Genomic DNA, 24,450 nt, shown 5'->3' on the forward strand with positions numbered 1-24,450 from the left:
TCACGCTCCCTTCTTGACGCGGCGTTCGGTGGGCTGGGTGACCCGGTCGAGCATCAGGCCGAGGCAGACGATCGCCACACCGGCCACCAGGCCCGTGGCGAGGTCGCCCTGCGCGATGCCGAACACGACGTCGTAGCCGAGCGCGCCACCGCCGACCAGGCCGCCGATGACGACGACGGCGAGGACCAGGACGACGCCCTGGTTGAGGGCGAGCAGCAGCGCGGGGCGGGCCAGCGGGAGCTGGACCTTGCGCAGCAGCTGCCAGCTCGTGGCGCCGAGGGAGCGCGAGGACTCCATCGCGGCGGCGTCGACCTCGCGCAGGCCCTGCGTGGTGATGCGGACGACGGCGGGCAGCGCGTAGACGACGGCCGCGGCGACCGCGGGGGCGCGGCCGATGCCGAAGAGGGCGACGACCGGGATGAGGTACACGAACTGCGGCAGGGTCTGGAAGACGTCGAGGACCGGGCGCAGCAGGCGTTCGAACCGCGTGCTGCGGGCGGCCGCGATGCCGATCGCGAAGCCGAGGACCAGCGTCACGGCGACACCGGCGAGGACCTGCGCGAGCGTGTCGAGGGACTTGTCCCAGACGCCGAACACGCCGATGGCGGCCATGGCGGCGACGGCGGTGAGCGCGGTCTGCCAGGTGCCGATCAGCCAGGCGAGGGCGGCGACGATCAGCAGCGCGGCCCACCAGGGCAGGCCCTGGAGGCCGTCGCGGACGGGGTTGAGGACCCAGGTGGTGAAGTGGGACGCCCAGTCGGCGGTGCCGCCCACGACGGGCACGCCGGTGTAGAGGTGGTCGACCATCCACTCCTTGGCGGTGTTCACCGAGGGGGCGATGTTCACGACCCAGTCGGTGGGCCACTCCAGGCGGTCGGCGAAGCGGGCGGCGAGCGCGGCGGCGACGGTCACGGCGGCGGCGACGGACCAGCCGCGCCATCCGCGCAGGGCGGAGGTGTCCTGGCCGTGCGCGCCCGCCTTCTCGCCGGCGGCGGCGGTGACGCGGTCGAGGACGACGGCGAGCAGCACGATGGGGATGCCGCCGGCGAGCGCCTGGCCGACGTCGACGGTGGAGAGCGCCTGGTAGACGCGGTCGCCGAGGCCGCCCGCGCCGATCACGGAGGCGATGACGGCCATGGAGAGCGCCATCATGATCGTCTGGTTGACGCCGAGCAGGAGCTGCTTGGCGGCCAGGGGCAGCCGGGCGGAGAACAGCCGCTGGCGGCCGGTGGCGCCCAGCGAGGTGACCGCTTCGAGGACGCCGCCGTCGGCGCCGCGCAGGCCGAGCGCGGTGAGCCGGGCCATGGGCGGCGCCGCGTACACGACCGTCGCGATGACGGCCGCGGGGACGCCCATGCCGAAGATGAGGGCGAACGGCAGCAGGTACGCGTAGGCGGGCAGCACCTGCATGGTGTCGAGGACGGGCCGCAGGATGCGGAAGACGCGGTCGTTGAGGCCGCCGGCGAGGCCGAGCAACGCGCCGATCACGATCGAGGCGAGGACCGCCACGACCATCAGGGCGAGCGTCTGCATGGTGGGTACCCACATGCCGAGCAGCCCGCAGGCGGCGAACGCGGCGGAGGCGGTGACGGCGAGCCGTACGCCCGCCACGCGCCAGGCGATGAGCCCGGCGGCGACGGTCACTCCGGCCCAGCCCGCGGCGAGCAGCACGAGGTAGACGCCGCGCACGGAGAGCACGATGGCGTTGCTGACGTGCCCGAAGAAGTAGGTGAACAGCGGGTGGCTGTCACGGTTGTCGATGATCCAGTCGCTGGTCCTGCCGAGCGGCTCGGTCAGGTCGACGGTGAGCGCATGCGGCCAGGCGCCGGAGGCCCACTTGGCGCTGACGATCGGCACGAGGACCGCCGCGGCGAGCGCGAGCAGCAGGAGCTTGGCGACGGCGCGGTGGCGCAGGAGCGCGCCGATGCCCGTATCTCGTACGGGGCCGGAGGCGGTTGCGGTGGCCATCAGGCGACCACCTCGCCCTTGCCGGAGGGCTCGCCGGGGGCTTCGGCGGCGGCCTCGACGGGGGCGCCGGTGCCCGCGACCACGGCGAGCAGCCCCGCGTGGTCGACCACGCCGAGGCAGCGCTTGCCGTCCATCACGCGCACCGGGAAGCCCGAGCGTGCGACGGCCTCGATGGCCTCGGAGACCTTGGCGTGGGGCGGGAGGGCCGCGCCGCGGCTCTCCTCCTCGGAGCCGGCGGGGCGCATGGCGCTGCGCACGCTCATGACGTCGGCGCGGGCCACGTCGCGCACGAAGTCGCGGACGTAGTCGTCGGCCGGGGAGCCGACGATCTCCTCGGGCGTGCCGAGCTGGACCACGCGGCCGTCGCGCATCAGGGCGATGCGGTCACCGAGCTTGAGCGCCTCGCTGAGGTCGTGGGTGATGAAGACCATGGTGCGGCCCTCTTCGCGGTGCAGGCGGACGACCTCTTCCTGCATGTCGCGGCGGATCAGCGGGTCGAGGGCGCTGAACGGCTCGTCGAAGAGCAGGACTTCCGGGTCGACGGCGAGGGCGCGGGCCAGGCCCACGCGCTGCTGCTGGCCGCCGGAGAGCTGGCCGGGCTTGCGCTGTTCGAGGCCGTCGAGACCGACCTTGGCGATGACCTGGAGGGCCTTCTCGCGCCGCTCGGCCTTGCCGACGCCCTGGATCTCCAGGCCGTAGGCGACGTTGTCGAGGACGGAGCGGTGCGGCAGGAGGCCGAAGTGCTGGAAGACCATGGCGGCGCGGCGGCGACGCAGTTCGCGCAGGCGCGCCTTGTCCATGGCGAGGACGTCCTCGCCGTCGATGGCGAGGCGTCCCGACGTGGGCTCGATGAGCCGGGTCAGGCAGCGTACGAGTGTCGACTTGCCCGAGCCGGAGAGGCCCATGACGACGAAGACCTCACCCTTGTTGACCTCGAAGGACACATCGCGCACGGCCGCGGTGCAACCGGTGCGTTCGCGCAGTTCGGCGGGGCTGAGGTCGTGGAGAGCGGTGTCGTCGGGTATGCGCTCCGCCTTCGGGCCGAAGACCTTCCAGAGGTTCTCGACGGCGAAGACGGGCCCCTCGGGGGCCACCGTCTCGTCCTTGGTCGTCACGAGGGCCTCGCTCATCGGCCGTCACCACCCAGCATCTCGGCACATTTCTCCCCGACCATGAGCACTCCGATCATCGGGTTCACGGCGGGCATCGTCGGGAAGACGGATGCGTCCGCGATACGGATTCCGTGCATGCCCCGGATTCTCAGTTCCGGGTCCACCACGGCGAGTTCATCAGTGGAAGCGCCCATTCGGCAGGTTCCGGCCGGGTGGTAGACCGTGTGCGCGGCCTTGCGGACCAGTTCGCTGATCTCGGCGTCGTCGGTGACGCCGGGGCCGGGGAAGACCTCGCGCTTGAGCCACTTCTTGAACGGCTCGGCCTTCGCGACCTCGCGGGCGAGCTTGATGCCGTCGACGAGGGTCCGCCCGTCGTAGTCGTCCTCGTCCTCGAAGTACCGGAAGTCGAGGGCGGGCTTGACCTCGGGGTCGGCCGACGTCAGGTAGAGGCGGCCGCGGGCGCGGGACTTGGGGATGTTCGGGGTCATCGACACGCCGTGCTCGGGGCGTTCGTAGCCCAGGCGCTCCGGGTTGTCCGTGAAGGGGATCTGGTAGAAGTGGAACATCAGGTCCGGGCCCTTGTGGTCCGGGTCCCGCTTCACGAACAGGCCCGCGTCGGAGTCCATCGCGGAGTTGCCGGGGATCGGCCCGTTCGTCTCCCAGACGATGACCGACTCCGGGTGGTCGATGAGGTTCTCGCCGACGCCGGGCAGGTCGTGGACGACCGGGATGCCGAGCGCGTCGAGGTCCTTCTTCGGGCCGATGCCGGAGTGCATGAGCAGCCGGGGCGTGTCGACGGCTCCGGCGCAGACCACCACCTCGCGGCGGGCGGTGAGCAGCTTCGCCGCGCCGTCCTCGGTGCGGATGTGGACACCCCGGGCGGTCTTGCCGTCCAGCTCCAGCTTGGTGGCCCAGGTCTCCAGGAACAGGTGGAGGTTCGGCCGGTCGCCCGCCTCCATGTGGGGGTGGAGGTAGGCGACCGAGGCGGAGGAGCGCTTGTTGTTCTCCGGGTGGTACGCCAGGTCGAAGAAGCCGACGCCCTCGTCGAAGGGCTTGTCGTTGAAGCCGACGACCTCGGGGACGCCGAGGGCGGTCTTCGCCGCCTCGACCCAGTCGGTGGCGATCTGGTTCTGGTCCTTCTTGGCGACGCGCACGATGTTGTTGCGCAGCTTGCCGAAGTAGGGGTCCATCGCCTTGGCGTTCCAGCCGGCGGCCCCGGCCTCCTCCCACTCGTCCCAGTCGGACGGCAGCGGCTTGAAGGAGATCAGGGTGTTGTGCGACGAGCACCCGCCGAGCACCTTGGCACGGCTGTGCAGGATGTGGGAGTTGCCGCGCGGCTGCTCCGTGGTCGTGTAGCCGTAGTCGAGGTCGCCGCCGAGCAGACCGAGCCAGCGGCGGAGCGTGAGGACGTCCTCACGGTCGATGTCGCTGGGTCCGCCCTCGATGACGGCGACGGTGACGCCGGGATCCTCGGTGAGCCGGGAGGCGATCACCGATCCCGCGGTGCCGCCGCCGACGATGACGTAGTCGTACTCGGCCTCGGCCTCGGCCTCGGCGCCGGACTCGGCCACTGCCTGGGGGGTTTCAGCCATGGGGGTAGCTACTCCTCTTCCTGCGAGGTGGTGCAAGGTGCTTGCGCGTAAGGGGTGGACGGGCGTCAGCCCGCGAACCAGCGCACCGGGCGCGGTGCCAGGTTCTGGTAGACGTGCTTGGACTCGCGGTACTCGGCGAGACCGGCGGGGCCGAGCTCGCGCCCGACGCCGCTCTTGCCGAAGCCGCCCCACTCCGCCTGCGGCAGGTAGGGGTGGAAGTCGTTGATCCAGATGGTGCCGTGGCGCATCCGGCGGGCCATGCGGCTCGCGCGGCCCTGGTCGCTGGTCCACACGGCGCCCGCGAGACCGTACTCGGTGTCGTTGGCGAGGGCCACGGCCTCGTCCTCGGTGCGGAAGGTCTCGACGGTCAGGACGGGCCCGAAGACCTCTTCGCGGACGGCCTTCATCTCGCGGTGGCACTGGTCGAGCACGGTCGGCTCGTAGAAGTAGCCCTCGGCGGGCCGCACTTCGCTCGGCTCGGGGCGCTTGCCGCCGGAGCGGAGCACCGCGCCCTCCTCCAGCGCGGAGGCCACGTACATCTCGGTCTTCTCGCGCTGCTGCGCCGAGACGAGCGGGCCGCACTCGACGCCGTCCTCGGTGCCGCGGCCGAGCTTGATCTTCGCGGCCCTGCGGGCGAGTTCGGCCACGAAGCGCTCGCGGACGGACTCCTCGATGATGAGGCGGCCGCCGGCGGAGCAGACCTGCCCGCTGTGGATGAAGGCGGCGTTCAGCGCCTGGTCGACGGCGGTGTCGAAGCCGTCGTCGGTGGCGCAGGCGTCGGCGAAGACGACGTTGGGGTTCTTGCCGCCGAGTTCCAGGGCGACCTTCTTCACGCCGAGGGCGGCGGCCTGGGCGACCTTGGTGCCGGAGACGAGGCCGCCGGTGAAGGAGACCAGGTCGACGTCGGGGTGGTCGGCGAGGCGGGCGCCGACGGTGTGGCCGGGGCCGGTCACGATGTTGGCGACGCCGGCGGGCAGGCCGGCCTCGACGAGCAGCTCGATGAGCGCGACGGTCGTCAGCGGCGTGATCTCGCTCGGCTTGATGACGAACGTGTTGCCCGCGGCGAGCGCGGGCGCGATCTTCCAGCTGGCCTGGAGCAGCGGGTAGTTCCAGGGCGTGATCATCGAGCAGACGCCGACGGGCTCGTGCACGACGACGCTGTGGATCTCGTCGGAGCCCGCGTCCACGACGCGTCCGGCGCCCTCGCCGATCACCAGGTCGGCGAAGTACCGGAAGGCGTCGGCGACGCAGTCGACGTCGACGCGGCCCTCTTCGAGGGTCTTGCCCGCGTCCCGGCTCTCCAGGAGGCCGATCTTCTCGCGGTCGCGTACGAGGAGGTCGGCGACCCGGCGCAGCAGCGCGGCGCGCTCGGCGACGGGGGTGGCCGGCCACGGCCCGTCGTCGAAGGCGGCGCGTGCGGCGGCGATGGCCGCGTCGGCGTCCTCGGAGCCGCCCTCGGCGATCAGCGCGAACGGCTGGGCATCCGCCGGGTCGAGGATCTCGCGAGTGGCGCCGGAGGCGGCGCTCAGCCACTCTCCGCCCACATGGATGGTCTGTTGTGCGGACACGTCCCGTATGCCTTCCGTTCCTGTCAAATGCCCCGCTAGTCACTCGCGGGAGCCGGGAGCACCTTCCCAACGGGCGGGAAAGCATGCCTGGCCTGGCCGAAAGTGCGCTGTGTCACTGAGCGCGGGGACAGGAAGGGCGGAACGTGCCGCTATGGCCGGGGCGGCCGGGCGTCGGCGGCCTCCGCGGCGCCGCCGAGGTCGCCGAGGTCATCGAGTCCGTCGACGCCCTCGTCGAAGTGCGGCTCGTCGCGTACGGAGAGGCCGGCCACCCAGAGCGGCATCAACCAGTGGACGACGAAGACGGAGAACAGGACCGGGAAGAGGTACCCCTCGGTGTCCGCGCCCTTCAGGGTGAGCGCGCCCGCCCCGACGGCCACCGCGAGGAGCAGCCACAGCATCACGCTCCGGGACCGGGCCGCCACCTGGACGCGCTCCGCGCGCTGGCGCTCGTCCAGCGCGCGGACCCGCAGTTCGAGCAGGCCGCGGGTGGAGCTGTTGATGACGCCGGTCGCGACGCACCAGGGCAGCAGCAGGCCGAGCATCGCGAACGTGGCCCAGCGCTGCTCGCCCACGACGGAGAACAGCCAGGCGGCGACGGCCACGGCCGTCAGCGCGACGTGGCCCACCACCACGGCGCGCCTGCGGGCGGCGGTGGCGTGGAGGGCGTCGCCCTCGCGGCGGTTCATCAGCCGGTACATCCGCCGGTCATAGCTGGTCAGGGGGCGTTCGTCGGCCGCCGTCATCACTGGTTCCTCCCGTAGACCTGATCCGTGAGCGGCCGGAACGGTTCGAGGGAGAACAGCGCCTCGACCGGCAGCTCGAAGAACTTCGCGACCTTGAGTGCGAGGTCGAGGCTCGGGTTGTACTGCCCCCGCTCGATGTAGCCGATGGTCTGGTAGTGGACACCCACCGCCTCGGCCAGGCGCTGGCGCGACACCTTCCGCTCGGCGCGCACCATCGCCAACCTGTTGTGCACGTGCTCGCTCATGTATAAGAAGTACTACATTCAAGAGCAGGTGAGCAATAGGCGACAGGCGACAGAGGAAGCTACGTCCCCGGGGTCGGGCACTCCTGGAACGGCGGGCAGAACCGGGTCAGGGCCGTCGTGAGGAGTTCCTCCTCGTCGGCCCTGCCGTCGGCCTCGGCGCCGTAGGCCGCCACCGCGTACAGCCGGCCGTCGAAGGCCTCGAAGCGCTGGTCGATGACGTGCCAGATGCCGATCTCCCGCTCCCCGGGAATCCGGTCGGTGAGGTGTTCGAGGCGGGCGGCGGGCAGTCCGTCGCGTTCGAGACGCCCGAAGGAGATCTGCTCGTACCCCTCGGCCTTCCGCACGGACGAGACCTTCAGGTACTCCCGCAGCGAGTCGTATGGTGTCGCCTCGCCGACCTGGTACACCTGCAACCGCCTGGCCCCGTCGGGGCTGCGGTAGTTGACCACGTCGTGGCCCTCGTCGGGGGAGATCTGCTCACGCTCCCAGCCGCGCGGCACGGCGAGCCGGTAGCCCTGGAGGTCGGTCACCTCCTCGTAGTCGGCGGGCAGCGCGCCCGTCGGGGAGGGGGACGCGGTGGAGCCGGCGCCCCCGCCCTCTTCCCGCGACGGCCCCCACTCCCCCCGGTACGCCACGGGCCCCGGCTCGTCCTTCCAGCCGAGCGCCCAGACGCCGAAGGCGAGGGAGCAGGCCGCGAGGACGGCCAGGACGCCGTGCAGCGCCGTGCGCTGGCGGGCGGCGTCCCGCTCGTGGAGCCCGGCGATCCGCCGCTCCTCCTCGGTGTCCTGCCACTCCTGGCGGACGGGGTCGAAGGCGCGCGCGGGGCCGTCGGCGCGCACCGGTTCGCGGGACCGCACCGCTCAGCCCGGGATCTGGGCGATCGCCTGCAGCACGGCGGTCACCGACGCGGCCGTCGCGGTGGCGGCGCCGTACCGCTCAAGGAGGGTGCGCAGCCTCGTGAGCGGACCGCTGCTGCCGGTGCGGCCGATCTCCCGCTCGACCGCGACGAGTTCGGCGTCCAGCTCCTCGTCCTCGGGCGTGTGCCCCTCGGCCCCGTCCAGCTCGCCGCGCAGGGTGCGCACCGCGCCGAGCAGCCGCTCGTACCCCTGTCCCGGCACGATCGTGACGTTGGTGGAATCGGCCCTGCCGTGGTCCCCGAAGGCCTGGGAGCCCCCGCTGATCGAGCCGATCTGCACGTGCGCCCCGCCGCCGGTGCCCGTCTCCGCGCTCATGCCGTGCTCCTCTCGTGGTGCGCGGCCCGGCCGTGGGCGCCGGTGGCGAGGGCGCCGCCGGACATCTCCCCGATGTAGACCCCGCTGTTGGTGATCTGCGTGATGTGCTGCTCCAGGCGGTCCGTGCGGTATCCGCCGAGGCGCAGCGCCTCGCGGACGCCCTCGCCGATGCGGTCCTGGAGGGTCTTCGTGTAGCGGGCCACGTCCATCTCCTGGAGGAGGGAGAGGCTGTCGGTGGCGGCCAGTTCGCGCAGCGAGACGTCCGGGGCGTCGGACGGCACGCCGTCGGGCAGCGCGGGCCAGAGCGCCGAGCAGCGCCGCCGCAGCGCGCGCAGGGCGTCCGCGGCGCGCGGCCCGAGCCACCTGGGGGCGGCCTCGTCGTCGTCGGCCAGCCAGAACCGGAGCGAGGCGCCGAGGGACGGCAGCGTGCGCAGCGCGGCCACGCCGATCGCGAGGCCGGCGGTGGGGGCGTCGACGCAGGCGCGCAGGGCGTCGCGCAGCGGGCCCTCCGGTTCGCCCGCGACGATGCGGTCGACCGCGCGGTACTCCGGCACGATCGGCCCGAGCACGTGCGGCACCACTTCCAGGACCAGCATGCCGCCCTGCGTGTGCACCCCGACCAGCAGCGAGAGGACGACCTGCTCGTCCCAGGCGCCCACCCTGAGCCGCAGGAAGTGCCGCCGGGCCTCCCCGCCCTCGCCCGCCGCTTCGGCGATGTGCCGCCCGACCTGCGCGGGGGCGTAGACCGCCGCGGGCTCCTCACCGGGCCCGGCCTCCAGCGGCTCGTCGCGGCCGGGGCCCGCGGGGAGGCAGACGAACTCGGTGATCTCCAGGTCGCGCAGCCGGTCCCTGCTGCCGGTCGCGGCGGAGGTGCGCAGCTCCTGGAGGCGGGGCCGGATCATCTCGATGACGTCGCGCGCGGCGAGCGGCGCCCGCGGCGGCGCGCCCTGCCGGGGCACGCCGCCGCCCGGCTGCTCCTGTGGCTCCTCGCCGTCGCGGCGGCGCAGCTCAAGGACGACGGACCACGGTTTGCGGGGTGTGCCGGAGCCGATGAAGGGGCGGTTGGCGTCGTACAGGGTGAGCGGGGCCCGCTGCTCGCGGCGGACGCACTCGGCGATGCGCGCGTACCGGCGCGGCAGGCGTGACTGGGCGACCCCGTCGAAGTTCCGCCGGGCAAGCTCGGTGCGGAGCGTCCGCTTGGCGAGGTGCTGGTGGCGCCACACCACGGCCGCCATGAGGAGCGGGAAGACCACGGGGTAGGGGTTGTCGCCGATCCCGGCCAGCGCCTCGATCCCGTACGCGGCGGCCGTCGACCAGACGAACAGGTTCAGCAGGAGGGCGACGCGGCGCCGCAGCCAGGCGAGGACGGGCGGCAGCTGCGCCTCGCGGGGCGACCCGCCGTGCGTGGGGCGTCCGGAGACGGCCCTGGCCAGCCGGAGCAGCAGCACGACGACGGCGTACGAGACGGCCCAGCCGCCCGGTACCAGGGTGCCGAACCCGCCCCAGGGCCCGGAGTGCTCGCCATGGTCGGCGGGCTCGACGGCGAGCAGCGCGATGTCCCCGCCGGAGAGCCCTGCCTCGCCGCCCGCCCGGTCCGCCAGGGCGTCCCAGATCATCAGCGAGTCGGCGGCGAGGAACCCGGCCCAGGCGGCGAGCAGCAGCCACGCGGTGCGCACCTCGGCGCGGCGGGCGCGCAGCGCGTGGGCGAGCACCGGCAAAACGTCGGCGCCGAGGGCCGGGGCGACGGGGCGCTCGGCGTGTCCGACGAGTTCGTCGACGACGCGCCTGCCGAACGCGGGGTCGAGCCGGACACCGGCGCAGAGCAGCCGGGTGGCCTCGGTGTTCGCGTACTGCGGCAGGTCGTCGTGCATGAGCGCAAGCTAGGGGAGCGTGCGCGCCCCGGTGCGGAGAAGGACCTTCCGGTCCCCCGAACCGGTGAACAGCGGTGGTGCGGGGACGGCACCGCCCCCGGTGGCCGCGGTGAGCGGCTGCCGGGGGCGGGTTCGCCTCACGGGCGCGGGCGCCCGGGAGTCTCGTGCTAGATGAGGCCGAGACCGCGGACGGCCTCGCGCTCCTCGGTGAGCTCCTGCACGGACGCGTCGATGCGCGCACGCGAGAACTCGTTGATCTCCAGGCCCTGGACGATCTCGTACTTGCCGTCCTTGGTGGTGACGGGGAAGGAGGAGATGAGGCCCTCGGGAACGCCGTACGAGCCGTCGGACGGGATGCCCATGGAGGTCCAGTCGCCGTCCGCAGTGCCGTTGACCCACGTGTGGACGTGGTCGATGGCGGCGTTGGCGGCGGAGGCGGCCGAGGACGCGCCGCGGGCCTCGATGATCGCGGCGCCGCGCTTGGCGACGGTCGGGATGAAGTCGTCGGCGAGCCAGGCCTGGTCGCTCACGACCTCGGCGGCGTTCTTGCCGGCGATCTCCGCGTGGAAGATGTCGGGGTACTGGGTGGCCGAGTGGTTGCCCCAGATGGTCAGGCGCTTGATGTCGGAGACCGAGGCGCCCGTCTTCTTCGCCAGCTGCGACAGGGCGCGGTTGTGGTCGAGGCGGGTCATCGCGGTGAAGCGCTCGGCCGGCACGTCCGGGGCGGCGGCCTGCGCGATGAGCGCGTTGGTGTTGGCCGGGTTGCCGACGACGAGGACCTTGATGTCGTCCGCGGCGTTGTCGTTGATGGCCTTGCCCTGGGGCTTGAAGATGCCGCCGTTGGCCTCCAGGAGGTCACCGCGCTCCATGCCCTTGGTGCGGGGGCGGGCGCCGACCAGGAGGGCGACGTTGGCGCCGTCGAAGGCGACGTTCGGGTCGTCGCTGATCTCGATCGAGTTCAGCAGCGGGAAGGCGCAGTCGTCGAGCTCCATGGCGGTGCCCTCGGCGGCCTTCAGCGCCGGCGTGATCTCCAGAAGGCGCAGGTTGACCGGCACGTCCGCGCCGAGCAGGTGGCCCGAGGCGATGCGGAAGAGCAGCGCGTAGCCGATCTGGCCGGCCGCGCCGGTGACGGTGACATTCACGGGAGTGCGGGTCATGGCGATCTCCGTAAGACAGCTGGCGGTGGGGTCCCGTGTCCCTCTACTGGATCCCCTGATTCCTGGATCCCCGCCGACGCCTCTTCGAGTCCTCGATCGCCTCTCGATGATCGATCTCTTGGCATCAAGAGAGATCCGCCGCCAGGCTATCGCGCCCCGGCCACCCCCTGCCGCCGGGTCCGTGTGGCCCAGCCCACAGCTTCACCGCGATGCCGGAGACGGTGACGCGGAAGCGCTGACGCCGAAACCGCGGTGCGGGAAAACGCGTTGCCGGAAAAGAGGGGCGGCCGCCACCGGGGGGAGGGTGGCGGCCGCTGTGGGGGTGTGAACCACTCCCGTGGGGGTACCGTCCGCCTGCCCCGCGATGAACGGCTCATGCACCCGCCGCGGAAAATTCTTGCCGCCGCCCGTCGACGGCCTGGTCAGAGGGCCGGCGGGGGGCCTCCCGGACGGTTACTCCGTGCAGCCCGTCTGCCCCGAGGCCAGCGTCGCGCAGGCCTTCGCGGACGTGCCCTCCTTGACCGCGACCATCGGCGTGTACGCGTCGAAGTCCTCGTTGACCGTGCTGTTCTGCTGGGCGTCGGCGCCCTTGCCCGATCCGGTGATCGTGACCTTGTCGCCCGGCGTGGCCTGGGTGATGCGCGCCCACGCCGCCCCGCACGTCTTGCTGTAGCGCACCTCGACCAGGGTCTTGCCGACCGTGGCCCGCGAGGCGGTCTTCGCCAGCTCGCCGCCGCAGCCCATGTTCTCGGGGTCCTTGCCCGCGCAGTCCGCGCCGCTGCACTCGACGCCCGCGGGCAGCTCCGCCTCGCTGGACGTGGGGGTCTTGGACGGTTCCGCCCCGGCCTTCTTCTCGTCGCCGCCGAAGTCGGTCAGGAAGACCGCCGCCGCGATCACGACGAGGGCTCCGACGACCCCCGCGAGGAACATCGTCAGCTTGCGCTTGCGGCGCTGCCCGTCGGGCGACTCGCCCTGCCGGGCCGCGTGCGGCGCGCCCGGGCCCGGGGCGGAGTGGGCGGCGGGGGTGTGGTGCGGCGGCAGCGTGGGCGACACGCCCGCGGGGCCCGCCACGCCGGTCAGGCCGCCGACGCCCGCGGAGCCGTTGCGCGCCGGGGCCGCGTCGTCCCTGCCGGGCGGTTTGCCGGAGGACTTGCCGGCGGGTTTGTCGGACGTTCTGCCGGACTTCGACCGCGACTTGGCGGACGCGGCCTGGCGCTGTTCCGCCTCCTTCAGCGCGGCCCGCGCCTGGGATATGCGTATCGCCTGCATGGTCATGTCGTGGCGCATCTCGGACCGGCTCCAGGCGCGCTCCGCGAGCTCCCAGAGGGTGATGAGGTGCACGGGCGGCGTGCCCGTCACCTCGGCCAGCGCGACGATCGCCCCCTTGGGCGCGAGCAGCCGCCCGTTCAGATAGCGCTCCCACGACGTCTTGCTGTACCCGGTCCGGTCCGAGACCGCCGCGATGCTCAGACCACTGCGGTCCACGAGCCTGCGGAGCTGGTCGGCGAACTCCCTGACCTCTGGGTCGAGCTCGTCCGGCAGTGCCTTCCAACGAGGCATTACTCCCCCTATTCCCCCCGTACGTGCCTGTCGTGCCCCCGTACGTCCTTGTCCTGCGCCCGCGTCCGCCCGGTCGCCGCCCCGTCGAGAGGGATGCGCGGAGTCAGGATGTCAGTTCCCGCGGTCCGCCGAACAGTGTCCCACCGCCTCGTGGTGGCCGGTCACGCACATCGGACCAGGGTCGTTGCACGCCTCGAACACCGTTGCGGAATGGTCACCTCCGTGCCACAGGGGCCGGGCAGAGCTTGAACGATGTTGGCGCGTCCATGACTCTGGATCTCGAGCGGAACGCACCGCTTACATCGGGTGATTCCTCCGGGAATCGACCCTCCCTGACGACGGCACCCGTCCTCCCACGGGGGAGAGGACGGGCGCCGTCTCCTTTCCGTTCCCCTGCGCGCCGGGGTGATTGGCCCGAAAGGGCGTACTTCGGCCAAGTCTGCGGCGCGGACCCCGGGGAGATCGGCAGAGTGCAAAGGCAACGCACGCACTCATGAAGGGACCCGTACATGAAGTACGGCAAGCGTCTCGCCGGCGGCCTCGTCGCCGCCTCCGCCCTCCTCGGCACCTGCCTCGCCACGGCCCCCGCGGCCGAGGCGGCGGCGGTGCGGGGCACCGCGCCATCCTGTGTGAAGCGGGACGTGATCAAGCACCGCAAGTACGTGAAGGTCACGAACAACTGCCGCGAGACCATGCACCTGAAGGTCGTCATCGACTGGGGCAACGACTCGCCGTGCCTCACCTACCAGCCGGGCCAGCAGTGGGAGTGGAACTGGGGCCGCGGCTCCTACGGCAAGGTCGTCACCTGCTGACCGACGACCGCCGGGGGCCGTGCCGGGCCCCCGGACCCGCACCCGCACCCGCACCCGCACCGCGGGAGGCTCACCGCGCGCCCGGCGTGACGAGGCCCGACTCGTAGGCCACCACCACCGCCTGCGCCCTGCTGTCCAGGCCGAGCTTGCTCATCGTGCGGTTGAGGTGCGTCTTGACGGTGGCCTCGCTGATGTAGAGCCGCTCGGCGATGTCCGCGTTGGTCAGGCCGCGGGCGATCAGCTTCAGGACCTCCACCTCACGCCCGGTCAGCGCCGCGAGGTCGGGCGGCGGTCCGCCCTCGGCGCCGCCGTCGGGGCACGCGGCCTGCCGCGCGAACGCCTCGACCAGGCGGCGCGTCACGCTGGGCGCGAAGAGCGCGTCGCCGCCGCCGACCGCCGCGACCGCGGCGAGCAGCCGCTCCGGGCCCGAGTCCTTGAGCAGGAACCCCGAGGCGCCGGCGCGCAGCGCCCCGTACACGTACTCGTCGAGGTCGAAGGTGGTCAGGACCAGGACCCGCGGTGGGGGTTCCGCCGCCTGGGCGAGGATGCGCGTGGTGGCCGTGATGCCGTTCGTGCCGGGCATCCGGATGTCCATGAGGATGACGTCGGGCCGCGTCTCGGCGGCGAGCGCCACGGCCTCGTCGCCGTCGCCCGCCTCGCCGACGACCTCGATGCCGGGCGCGGCGCGCAGGAGTCCGACCAGGCCCGCGCGGATGAGGAACTGGTCGTCCACGACGAGTACTTTCACCGAGCCGGTCATCCCGTGGTGTCGTCCCCCCGCGCCGCTGCCCGGGCCGAGGTCGGCAAGGTGAGGCGCACGGCGAATCCTCCCTCGCTCAGCGGGCCGATGCTGATCGTCCCGCCGTAGAGCTTGGCCCGCTCCCGCATCCCAATCAAGCCGTGCCCCGCGCCCGTCCGCACCTTGTCCGGAATCACCCCCTCGCCGTCGTCGGTCACCGAGACCTCGATGTGGTGGCGCCGGTAGGCGAGTTCCACGGTGGTGCCCGCGCCGCCCGCGTGCTTCATCACGTTGGTCAGCGCCTCCTGCGCCACGCGGTACGCGCACAGCTCGACGCCGGGCGCGAGGGGCCGTGGAGTGCCCGTCACGCGCAGCTCGACCGGGACTCCCCCGGCCCGCACCCGCTCGACCATCTCGTCGAGGCGGGCGAGGCCCGGCATGGGCGCCGCCGGCGCGCCGTCCTCACCGTCGCCGTCCTCCGCCCGCAGCACGCGCAGCATGCGGCGCAGCTCTTCGAGCGCCTCGCCGCTGGTGTCCGCGATGGTGCCGAGCGCCGAGCGCGCCGTGGGCGGGTCCGAGCCGAAGACGAAGGTGGCGAGGCCCGCCTGCACGGATATGACCGACATGTGGTGCGCCACGACGTCGTGCAGCTCCCGCGCGATCCGCCCCCGCTCCTGCTGGACCTCGCGCCGTGCCCGCTCGTCCTGCTCCCGTTTGAGCTGCCGGGCCAGTTCGGCCGTCCGGCGCGCGGCGTGCCCGAAGCGCCAGATCACCAGGGGGAAGCCGACCGCCTGGGCGACGACGGCGGGCATCGCCGCTCCCGCGTCGCACAGGCCCGCGTAGATCCACACGGCTCCCATCAGCACCGCGCAGGGCAGGGAGACGCGGGCGGGCCGCACGGACGCCACGGTGTAGACGGCGAGCATGGGCGCGAAGGTGTTCAGGACCGGCCAGTACCCGGCGGTGACGTACACGGTCCACACGGCGTGCACGAAGAGGAGCACGGTGAGCGGCGCCTTGCCCCGCAGGACCGCGGGCAGGTTGACGAGGGCCACCAGCGCGTACCCGAGGGGGTCGAGTTCCGGCCAGCCCTGCCGTGCGGACTCCTGGCCGAGCAGCACGGCCACCGTGGTCAGGGCGACCGCGATGAGCGCGTCGACGACGACAGGGCGGATGCGCATCGCCGCAGCGTAACGCGCGTTCTCTGGGCGGTACGTCAACCAGCGGCGGTACCGCGGAAGTTGTAGGAACCGCGCGGCTACCGCGCCGGGAGTGCCCCGGGATCAACCTGGTGTGTGACGACGCCCCCGGGGACCCCGCCGTAGCTTTTGCACCAGGGGGAGTGCGCGCCGGCTTCCGCGCCAGAGGCCGTCGGGAACGACGGTGGCCCGTCCCTCCGGGGGAGGACGGGCCACCGTCACGCACCGCTCACGGCGTCGGCGCCGGGTCAGCTGTCGATCGTGAAGTGCAGCGTGTCGTCCAGGAACGGGATCTCCAGGACCGGCTTGGGCTGCGCCATCAGGGCCAGCAGGATGATGGCCCCGCCGAGCGCCCCGTACGTCACCATGTCCGTGAACCGCGAGCGCACCGCCAGCATGCCGACGTCCGGCAGCGCCCACCGCAGCACGGCGCCGCCGACGAGGGCCACGCCGATCAGCACGGTGCCGAGCCGGAACACGTCGAGCGCGGTGAGCAGCAGCCCCAGGCCGACCAGGCCGAGGACGCTGAGCAGCGGCCACTGGCGGGCCGGGGCGGGGGCGTCGCCGGGGGCCGCGCGGCCGCCGCCCTCGGGGCGGGCGGTGTCGCGGGTGAACAGCGGGAAGCGGCGCGAGACCTTCCGCGGTTCGCCGTCGGGCCCCGGCGCGCTGACCGCGCCCTTGGCCTCGACGTCCGCCGGGTCCTGTGCCGGCTCCTCTGCCGGGTGCGCAACCGCGGGCCCGGCCGCCTCCGCCTCGGCGGACCCCGCGGCCTTCGCGGACCCCGCGGCCTTCGCGGACTTCCGCTCGGATTCTGCGTTCATGAGCGCGCCCCTTCCCCGGGTCAGCTCGCGGCAGTGCTGCGCTCGGCGGCCTCGACGACGTTCACCAGGAGCTGGGCGCGGGTCATCGGACCGACGCCGCCCGGGTTCGGGGAGATCCACCCGGCGACCTCGGCGACGCCCGGGTGGACGTCCCCGACGATCTTGCCGCTGTCGTCGCGCGAGACACCGACGTCCAGGACGGCGGCGCCCGGCTTCACGTCCTCGGGCTTGATGAGGTGCGGGACGCCCGCGGCGGCCACGATGATGTCGGCCCGCTTCAGGTGCGCGGCGAGGTCACGGGTGCCGGTGTGGCACTGCGTGACCGTGGCGTTCTCGGACTTGCGGGTGAGCAGCAGCGGCATCGGCCGGCCGATGGTGACACCGCGCCCGACGACCACGACCTCGGCGCCCTTGATCTCCACGCCGTGCTGCCGCAGCAGCCGGATGATGCCGTACGGGGTGCAGGGCAGCGGGGCCGGCTCGTTCAGGACGAGGCGGCCGAGGTTCATGGGGTGCAGTCCGTCGGCGTCCTTGGCCGGGTCCATCAGTTCCAGGACGCGGTTCTCGTCGATGCCCTTGGGCAGCGGGAGTTGGACGATGTAGCCGGTGCAGGCGGGGTCGTCGTTGAGTTCGCGCACGACCGCCTCGATCTCCTCCTGGGAGGCGGTGGCGGGCAGTTCGCGCTGGATGGAGGCGATGCCGACCTGCGCGCAGTCGCGGTGCTTGCCCGCGACGTACTTCTGGCTGCCCGGGTCGTCGCCGACCAGGACGGTACCGAGTCCGGGCGTGACGCCCTTCTCCTTCAGGGCCGCCACGCGGGCGGTCAGTTCGGACTTGATCGCGGCTGCGGTGGCCTTGCCATCGAGAATCTGGGCGGTCATGACCCCATCTTCCCGGATGAGGGCCGCCCGGTTCCAATCAGGGCGTCACCACGTCTCACCCGCTGATCAGCGAGGTTGCACTTGCACAACACCTGCACGCCGCGCCTGGACAAATAAGCCGCGGCTAAAGAACCATGTGCGGCACAGTGCCGCGGGCAGTGTCGGGGGGACGGACCGCATCTGTGACACCTTCCTCCGTGATGTGCCGCGTCGTCCCCGCACCATCCCGACGGAGGAAGACCGCCATGAGTTACGGCGACCCCAACAACCCCTACGGACAGCAGCCGCCACAGGGGCAGCCCGGTTACGGCCAGGCTCCGGGCCAGCCCGGCTACGGTTACCCCCAGCAGGCGCCGCAGGGCGTCCCCCAGCAGGGCTACGGCTACCCGCAGCAGCCGGCTTCCCCGTACGGCGCGTACCCCCAGCAGCCCGGTGGTGGCTACGGCTACCAGGGCGGCGGTCCCACGGTGGCGTCCATGGGCCGCCGCTTCGGCGCCCGTGTGATCGACGGCGTGGCGTTCGGCATCATCTACGGCATCCTGCTCGCGATCGGCATCGCCGGTCTCGTGGGCGCGGCGTCGGACTGTGACCCGAACTCGGTCACGTACGACAGCTGCATGAACGACGCCGGCTCCGACGTCATGGCCACCATGGGCGCCTCGCTCGGCGCCTTCGCGGTCGTCGGCCTGCTCTACGAGTGGCTGATGACGGCCCTCGTCGGCGGCACCCTCGGCAAGCTCGCCGTCGGCATCCGCGTCATCAACGCCGACACCGGCCAGAAGCCGGGCGTCGGCGCGGCCTTCGTCCGCTACATCATCCCGATCCTCGGCTCCCTGGCCTGCGGCATCGGCGCCCTCCTCGTCTACCTGTCCCCGTTCTGGGACAAGACCGGACGCCAGCAGGGCTGGCACGACAAGGCCGCCAAGACGATGGTGGTCCAGCGCTCCAACAACTAGCGCCCCGGCCGCACGCCGACGCGCGAAGGCCGCGCCTTCCCTTGCGGAAAGGCGCGGCCTTCGGCGTGTCCGACCGGGTGTCAGCCCGCGGGTGAGCCCGCTCGGGGGCTCGGTGCTCGGGGCTCCGTGCTCCATGCTCGGGGCTCGGGGCTCGGGGCTCAGTGGAAGAAGTGCCGGGTCCCGGTGAAGTACATCGTGACGCCCGCCTTCTTCGCCGCCTCGACGACCAGCTCGTCGCGGACCGAACCGCCGGGCTGGACGACCGCCTTGACGCCCGCCGCGGTCAGGATCTCCAGACCGTCGGGGAAGGGGAAGAACGCGTCGGAGGCCGCGTAGGAGCCGCGGGCCCGCTCCTCGCCCGCCCGCTCGACGGCGAGCTTCGCGGAGTCGACGCGGTTGACCTGGCCCATGCCGACGCCGACCGAGGCGCCGTCCTTGGCGAGCAGGATCGCGTTGGACTTCACCGCGCGGGACGCCTTCCACGCGAACGCCAGCTCGGCCAGCTCGCTCTCGCTCAGGGCCTCGCCCGTGGCGAGCGTCCAGTGGGCGGGGTCGTCGCCCTCGGCCTGGAGCCGGTCGGTGACCTGGAGCAGCGCGCCGCCGTCGATCTGCTTGACCTCGACGGCGTTCGACGGCGCCTGGCCGGCCCGCAGCACGCGGATGTTCTTCTTCTTGGTGAGGGCTTCGAGGGCGCCGTCCTCGTAGTCCGGCGCGACGATGACCTCGGTGAAGATCTCGGCGACCTGCTCGGCCATCTCCTTGGAGACGGGGCGGTTCACCGCGATCACACCGCCGAATGCCGACAGCGGGTCGCAGGCGTGCGCCTTGCGGTGCGCCTCGGCGACGTCGGCGCCGACCGCGATGCCGCACGGGTTGGCGTGCTTGATGATCGCGACGCAGGGCTCGTCGTGGTCGTACGCGGCACGGCGCGCGGCGTCCGTGTCCGTGAAGTTGTTGTACGACATCTCCTTGCCGTGCAGCTGCTCGGCCTCGGCGAGGCCGCCCGTGCCGTCGACGTAGAGAGCGGCGCCCTGGTGGGGGTTCTCGCCGTAGCGGAGCACGTTCTTGCGCTCGTAGGTCGCGCCGATGAAGCCGGGGAAGCCGGACTCGTCGGCCGACGCGTAGTCGTCGGCGAACCATCCGGCCACCGCCACGTCGTACGCGGCCGTGTGCCGGAACGCCTCGCCCGCGAGCCGCTTGCGCGCGGTCAGGTCGAAGCCGCCCGCCTTGACCGCCGCGAGGACGTCGGCGTACCGCTCCGGGTCGGTGACGACCGCGACCGAGGGGTGGTTCTTGGCGGCGGCGCGGACCATCGAGGGACCGCCGATGTCGATCTGCTCGACGCACTCGTCGGGCGTCGCGCCCGAGGCGACGGTCTCCTTGAAGGGGTAGAGGTTCACCACGACGAGCTGGAAGGGCTCGACGCCGAGCTCGTCGAGCTGGCGGCGGTGGTCGTCGAGGCGCAGGTCGGCGAGGATGCCCGCGTGGACCTTGGGGTGCAGGGTCTTGACCCGGCCGTCCAGGCACTCGGGGAAGCCGGTCAGCTCCTCGACCTTGGTGACGGGCACTCCGGCGGCGGCGATCCTCGCGGCGGTCGAGCCGGTGGAGACGAGTTCGACGCCCGCCTCGTGCAGCCCGCGCGCGAGCTCCTCCAGGCCGGTCTTGTCGTAGACGCTGACGAGCGCGCGCTTGATCGGGCGCCGCGCGGCGTCCGCGGTCGCGTTCGCAGCGTTCTTAGCTTCGGCGGTCACGGGATAAGAACCTTTCGTCCCTCAATGCGGTAGCCGTGCCGGGCCAGACGCCCCACGACATCGACGAGCAGCGTGCGCTCGACTTCCTTGATGCGCTCGTGCAGAGCGCTCTCGTCGTCCTCGTCCCGGACCTCGACCACGCCCTGGGCGATGATCGGGCCGGTGTCGACGCCGTCGTCGACGAAGTGGACGGTGCAGCCGGTGACCTTCACGCCGTACGCGAGCGCGTCGCGCGCGCCGTGGGCCCCCGGAAAACTGGGCAGCAGCGCGGGGTGCGTGTTCACGAACCGCCCGCCGAAGCGCGCGAGGAACTCCTCCCCCACGATCTTCATGAACCCGGCGGAGACCACCAGGTCGGGGCGGTGCGCGGCCGTCGCCTCGGCCAGGGCCGCGTCCCACGCGCCACGGGTCTCGTGGTCCTTCACCCGGCAGACGAAGGTCGGGATGCCCGCGCGTTCCGCGCGCTCCAGGCCCGCGATGCCGTCGCGGTCGGCGCCGACGGCGACGATCTCGGCGCCGTAGCCCTCGGCCCCCTCGGCGCGGATCGTGTCGAGCAGGGCCTGGAGGTTGGTGCCCGAACCGGAGACCAGCACGACGAGCCGCTTGGGGCGCCGGACCCGTCCGGGGCCCTCCCCGCTCGCGGGGCGCTCGCCTCGTCGGAGGTCCTCCTGGCTTTCGGGGCGCTCGCCTCGTCCGAGGAGGTCCTCCCGGCTTTCGGGGCGCTCGCCTCGTCCGAGGAGGTCCTCCCGGCTTTCGGGGCGCTCGCCGCCTTCGGGGTCCTCGCCTTGTTCGGGGCCCTCGCCTCGTTCGGGGCGCTCGCCCACAGCGCTCTTGGCCACAGCGGGGCCCTTTCTCGGAAGGTGCGTCTCGTCACGCGTGTCTTGATACGCACGTCTCGGCGCGCGCGGCTTTGTACGGTCGTACGAAGGCTTCGCCTCCCGCCATACGGGGAACCCTACGAAGCGGCCGACCGCCTGCAACGATACCGGCACACCGAACCGCCCCTCACGGGACGGGGGCGCGGGCGGAGGGTAGCGTCTGCGGGAAAGCGCCCCCATACCGACGAACGCCGAGTTGCCGAGCCGCTCATGGGCTCCACCACGGCCCTACCCAAGGGAAGACGCACACCTGATGCCGGACCGTAGCCGCCCTTCGTCTCCACCGCAGGACCCCGACTCCCAGGGACCGGAGTCCCGGGGCGCGGGTGCCCAGGGCACGGGCAAGGACGACGACAACCCCTTCGCGCCGCCGCCGGAGGGGACTCCGGACCAGCCGTGGCAGCCGCGCGGCTCCTCGGGCGGCGACTCCTCGGGGGGCGACTCCGACGGCTCCGGGCGGAAGTCCCCCTGGGGCAGCCAGTGGAGCGACCGCCAGCCGGGCCGCTCCCAGGGCGGCTTCGGCGAGCGCCCCGGCCGACGGGACAATTCCGGCCAGGACGACCCCGCGAAGCCGGGCGGCGGGCCGCGCTGGGACCCGACGGACCCCGCACAGCGGCGAGCGCGCTACGCCCTGCTCTCCGGCATGTGGGCCTTCTTCTTCGCGCTGTTCGGCTGGCGGTACGTCGCGCTGCTGCTCGGCGCGCTCGCGCTGAGCTGGGCCATCCAGTCCCTGCGCGCGAAGCCCCGCACTCCGGACCCGACGGCTCCGGCCCCCGCGGGGGACGCGGCGGCGCAGCGGGCCGCTTCCTCGACGCGGCCGCAGACGACGGCCGCGATCAGCGGCCTGGTGACGGGCGCGCTCGCGCTGCTCATGGTGGCGGGGACGTTCACAGCGCAGCTCGTGTACCGGGACTACTACACGTGCGTGGACGACGCCCTCACGAGCACGGCGCAGCAGGGCTGCGAGGACCTTCTGCCGAAGCAGCTGCGACCGCTGCTGGGAGAGCAGGACTAGGGGCTGCTGCTGGGCCCGGGGTTGCTACCGGGCTCGGGGTTGCTACCGGGCTCGGGGTTGCTACCGGGCTCGGGGTTGCTGCCGGGCTCAGAGCTGGGCCTGAGCTTGGGACTGGGCTTGGGCTTGGGCTTGGGCTTGGGACTGAGCCTGAGCTTGGGACTGAGGTCGGGGCTGGGCCTGGGCTGCCGCTCGCGGCTGAGGTCGGGCTCGGGCTGGCGTTGGGACTTTGGCTGGGGCTGGTGCTGGGCAGCCGCTCGCGGCTGGGGCCGGGCTGGGGCTGGCGTTAAGGCTTCGGCTCGGGCTCGGGCTGGCGTTAAGGCTTCGGCTCGGGCTCGGGCTGGCGTTGGGACTTTGGCTCGGGCTGGCGTTGGGACTTTGGCTCGGGCTGGGACTGGGACTTCGGCTCGGGCTGGGACTGGGGCTTTGACTCGCGCTCGGGGTTGGGCTGGAGCTGGGACTGTGACTCGGGCTCGGGGTTGGGCTCGGGCTGGGGTTCCGGCTCTTGTTCGGGCTCGGGCTGGGGTCCTGAGTCTTGCTCGGGCTCGGGCTCGGGCTTGGGCTCGGGCTCTTGATCGGGCTCGGGTGAAGCCGTGGTCCGGGTTTCGGGCGCGCGGCGCGGGGGGTTCGGGGGCATGGGCGGGGCCTTGACTCCGTCACCGGCCCCGATCTCCGCCTCTGCCTCGCCCCCGGCCTCTGCCTCTGCCTCTGCCTCTGCCACGGTCCCGCTCCCGGCCTCCCCCTCGAAGAAAGCCCTGGGCGGGACCGTAGGCCTTGGCGGGGCCGTGATCGGAGGCGCGGCCCGGGGCGGGGGCGGGGCCAGGGACCCCGCGGCCGCTGGGTCGGAGGCCGCCGGGAGCGGCGTGTCCCCCTGCCGGGCCCGTACGGGCCACAGGCGGGCGAGGCGGGGGCGCGGCAGCAGCGGGCGCGGCAGCCGGGGCCGGGGCAGGGCCGTGGGGAACGGCACCCTGAGCCGCGGGAGCCACCAGGGGCGTCGGCCGTCCCACGTGAGCAGACGCCAGGCCCGTACGACGAGGGCCATGGGCACCGCCACCGCCCCCGTCCACAGCAGCGCCGCCCCGCCCGCAGGCCACCACGCCGGGCCGAAGTCGGCGAGGGTCCCCGTGCCCATCGGGCCGCCCGCCAGCTCCGCGAGCACCGCCATGGCCACCCCGCACACGGCCGCGGACGCCGCCGCGCTCACGGCGGTACGCGCCACCGGCCACACCTCGGCCCGCTCCCCGCCGTCGGGCGCCGCCGCCCGGACGGTGCACCAGGCCACCACGCACCCCGCCGCCACCGGCACCAAGAGGACAGCCATGCCGAGCGGTCCCCCGAGCCCCGCCACGGGCACCGCCCCCAGCAGCGGGAACGGTGGCAGCGCCGCCCCCGCCTCCACTCCCCCGGGGGCCACCACGGTGCCGGCGCCGACGGTGAAGCCGGGGCCGAGGGCGTAGACAGCGCCCCACACCGCGGCGTTCGGCACCAGGGCGAGGGCCAGCAGGGTCACGGCGACGCTGCCCGACCACACGGCCGTGATCTGCCCGAACGACGCGTGGACGGCGCCGATGCGCGCCACGAGGGCCACCGAGACGAGCAGCGCACCGCCGCCCACTAGCGCCACCGCGCCCGCCGCCCCGGCCCGCAGCACGGCCAGCGCCTCCTCGCGCACGAAGGGCCCTCGTAGGACATGGGGCCGCAGGCGGTCGGGCAGCACGTTCAGGGCGGGCCGCACGGAGACCGGCAGGGGGCCGCGCGGGTAACCGTGCCCGGCCCACACCCCGAGTCCGGCGACCACCCCGACCAGCAGCGGCACACGCAGCAACGCGCCGAACCACTCGGGCCGCGGCTCGCCTCCCGACGCGTACACCAGCATGAAGAGGGCGACCAGCAGATACCCCGACACGACCCCGCCCCACGCCGTCCGCACCGGGTGGCCGCACGCGTCGGGAGCCGCCGCGTCCCGCGCCGCCCGGTGCACGAGCCAGCCCGGCAGGGCGACGAGGAGCAGGGGGGTGAGCCCGACCGGCGCCGGCACCCCCGATGCGGTGTCCGCCCTGATCAGCTCGGTGCCGTGGGCGAGGAGCCAGAGGCTCGCCACGACGCGCAACACCCCGTCGGGACCGCTGTCCGGGTAGGGCGAACCGATCCACAGCACCATCACGAGGACGGCGAGCGCACCCAGTCCGAGGCACGCGGCGACGGCCCCGACCACCATGCAGGTGGCCAGGTCGGGCGAACGGTCACGCATGCGTTCTCGCGACGCCGACGGTTTCACGGGCGACGGGGCTGCGCTGTGATCGGTCGTTAGGGTCACGCGGCCATGCTGCCAACGACACGCGCCTTCTTCACG

At 73.0% G+C, this 24,450-nt stretch carries 21 protein-coding genes; 3 read left to right on the forward strand and 18 right to left on the reverse strand.

The genetic code is table 11. The features are described from left to right. The 11 genes from DCW30_RS28900 to DCW30_RS28950 all read right to left on the reverse strand — a co-directional run bounded on the left by DCW30_RS28900 (nt 1) and on the right by DCW30_RS28950 (nt 13,048). On the reverse strand, nt 1–1,968 hold the full coding sequence (locus DCW30_RS28900) for an ABC transporter permease subunit (RefSeq protein WP_076684898.1): 1,968 nt from the start codon (nt 1,966–1,968) through the stop codon (nt 1–3). Further along, nucleotides 1,968–3,098, reverse strand: a complete 1,131-nt coding sequence (locus DCW30_RS28905; RefSeq protein ID WP_076684899.1) for a quaternary amine ABC transporter ATP-binding protein — start codon at nt 3,096–3,098, stop codon at nt 1,968–1,970. Before DCW30_RS28905 ends, DCW30_RS28900 begins: the two co-directional genes overlap by 1 nt. Continuing rightward, a complete protein-coding gene (locus DCW30_RS28910) occupies nt 3,095–4,672 on the reverse strand; it encodes a GMC family oxidoreductase (protein ID WP_076684900.1) in 1,578 nt (525 codons plus the stop codon). The genes DCW30_RS28905 and DCW30_RS28910 overlap by 4 nt, the downstream gene beginning before the upstream one ends. A gap of 65 nt (nt 4,673–4,737) precedes the next feature. Continuing rightward, complete coding sequence (locus DCW30_RS28915) at nt 4,738–6,240, reverse strand: aldehyde dehydrogenase family protein (protein ID WP_076684901.1); 1,503 nt, start codon at nt 6,238–6,240, stop codon at nt 4,738–4,740. 149 nt (nt 6,241–6,389) lie between these two features. After that, nucleotides 6,390–6,983 carry a hypothetical protein gene (locus DCW30_RS28920; protein WP_076684902.1) on the reverse strand — a complete coding sequence of 198 codons (594 nt, stop codon included), beginning with the start codon at nt 6,981–6,983 and terminating at the stop codon, nt 6,390–6,392. Then, the gene (locus tag DCW30_RS28925) at nt 6,983–7,228 is read right to left on the reverse strand and encodes a helix-turn-helix transcriptional regulator (protein WP_076684903.1); all 246 of its coding nucleotides are present in this window, start codon (nt 7,226–7,228) and stop codon (nt 6,983–6,985) included. The genes DCW30_RS28920 and DCW30_RS28925 overlap by 1 nt, the downstream gene beginning before the upstream one ends. A gap of 59 nt (nt 7,229–7,287) precedes the next feature. After that, nucleotides 7,288–8,085, reverse strand: a complete 798-nt coding sequence (locus DCW30_RS28930; protein ID WP_079250028.1) for a hypothetical protein — start codon at nt 8,083–8,085, stop codon at nt 7,288–7,290. Nucleotides 8,086–8,088: 3 nt separating this feature from the next. After that, nucleotides 8,089–8,460: a hypothetical protein gene (locus DCW30_RS28935; RefSeq protein WP_076684904.1), complete on the reverse strand. Its 372-nt coding sequence runs from the start codon at nt 8,458–8,460 to the stop codon at nt 8,089–8,091. Then, nucleotides 8,457–10,331 (reverse strand): hypothetical protein, encoded by a 1,875-nt coding sequence (locus DCW30_RS28940; RefSeq protein WP_076684905.1) that lies wholly within the window; start codon nt 10,329–10,331, stop codon nt 8,457–8,459. The genes DCW30_RS28935 and DCW30_RS28940 overlap by 4 nt, the downstream gene beginning before the upstream one ends. A gap of 167 nt (nt 10,332–10,498) precedes the next feature. Next, on the reverse strand, nt 10,499–11,488 hold the full coding sequence (locus tag DCW30_RS28945; RefSeq protein ID WP_076684906.1) for a malate dehydrogenase: 990 nt from the start codon (nt 11,486–11,488) through the stop codon (nt 10,499–10,501). Nucleotides 11,489–11,941: 453 nt separating this feature from the next. Then, on the reverse strand, nt 11,942–13,048 hold the full coding sequence (locus DCW30_RS28950) for an XRE family transcriptional regulator (protein WP_076684907.1): 1,107 nt from the start codon (nt 13,046–13,048) through the stop codon (nt 11,942–11,944). 509 nt (nt 13,049–13,557) lie between these two features. On the opposite strand from DCW30_RS28950, the gene DCW30_RS28955 reads away from it, so the two are divergent. Further along, entirely contained in the window at nt 13,558–13,860 is a 303-nt protein-coding gene (locus DCW30_RS28955; RefSeq protein WP_062778425.1) for a hypothetical protein, read from the forward strand. 70 nt (nt 13,861–13,930) lie between these two features. Here the strand turns inward: DCW30_RS28955 and DCW30_RS28960 are convergent, their stop codons facing one another. The 4 genes from DCW30_RS28960 to DCW30_RS28975 all read right to left on the reverse strand — a co-directional run bounded on the left by DCW30_RS28960 (nt 13,931) and on the right by DCW30_RS28975 (nt 17,500). Next, nucleotides 13,931–14,620, reverse strand: a complete 690-nt coding sequence (locus DCW30_RS28960) for a response regulator (protein WP_076684908.1) — start codon at nt 14,618–14,620, stop codon at nt 13,931–13,933. Beyond that, entirely contained in the window at nt 14,617–15,780 is a 1,164-nt protein-coding gene (locus DCW30_RS28965; RefSeq protein ID WP_076684909.1) for a sensor histidine kinase, read from the reverse strand. Before DCW30_RS28965 ends, DCW30_RS28960 begins: the two co-directional genes overlap by 4 nt. A gap of 266 nt (nt 15,781–16,046) precedes the next feature. After that, nucleotides 16,047–16,619, reverse strand: coding sequence for a DUF3017 domain-containing protein (locus DCW30_RS28970; RefSeq protein WP_076684910.1), 573 nt, complete (start codon nt 16,617–16,619; stop codon nt 16,047–16,049). Nucleotides 16,620–16,639: 20 nt separating this feature from the next. Then, nucleotides 16,640–17,500: a bifunctional methylenetetrahydrofolate dehydrogenase/methenyltetrahydrofolate cyclohydrolase gene (locus DCW30_RS28975; RefSeq protein ID WP_062778435.1), complete on the reverse strand. Its 861-nt coding sequence runs from the start codon at nt 17,498–17,500 to the stop codon at nt 16,640–16,642. Between the two features lie 245 nt (nt 17,501–17,745). Between DCW30_RS28975 and DCW30_RS28980 the strand changes: the two genes are divergently transcribed. After that, entirely contained in the window at nt 17,746–18,456 is a 711-nt protein-coding gene (locus DCW30_RS28980; protein WP_062778438.1) for an RDD family protein, read from the forward strand. A 158-nt stretch (nt 18,457–18,614) separates the two neighbouring features. On the opposite strand, the gene purH is transcribed toward DCW30_RS28980, so the two are convergent. Together purH and purN are read right to left on the reverse strand one after the other, a co-directional pair. After that, nucleotides 18,615–20,207 (reverse strand): bifunctional phosphoribosylaminoimidazolecarboxamide formyltransferase/IMP cyclohydrolase, encoded by a 1,593-nt coding sequence (purH, locus tag DCW30_RS28985; protein ID WP_076684911.1) that lies wholly within the window; start codon nt 20,205–20,207, stop codon nt 18,615–18,617. Beyond that, a complete protein-coding gene (gene purN, locus DCW30_RS28990) occupies nt 20,204–20,800 on the reverse strand; it encodes a phosphoribosylglycinamide formyltransferase (RefSeq protein ID WP_076688955.1) in 597 nt (198 codons plus the stop codon). Before purN ends, purH begins: the two co-directional genes overlap by 4 nt. Nucleotides 20,801–21,338: 538 nt before the next feature. On the opposite strand from purN, the gene DCW30_RS28995 reads away from it, so the two are divergent. Further along, nucleotides 21,339–22,100, forward strand: a complete 762-nt coding sequence (locus tag DCW30_RS28995; protein ID WP_079250030.1) for a hypothetical protein — start codon at nt 21,339–21,341, stop codon at nt 22,098–22,100. Nucleotides 22,101–22,413: 313 nt separating this feature from the next. On the opposite strand, the gene DCW30_RS36905 is transcribed toward DCW30_RS28995, so the two are convergent. Continuing rightward, nucleotides 22,414–24,348: a cell division protein PerM gene (locus DCW30_RS36905; RefSeq protein WP_162933519.1), complete on the reverse strand. Its 1,935-nt coding sequence runs from the start codon at nt 24,346–24,348 to the stop codon at nt 22,414–22,416. Nucleotides 24,349–24,450 lie beyond the last annotated feature (102 nt).

It is taken from the genome of Streptomyces alfalfae (assembly GCF_004127445.1).
Lineage (GTDB): Bacteria > Actinomycetota > Actinomycetes > Streptomycetales > Streptomycetaceae > Streptomyces > Streptomyces alfalfae.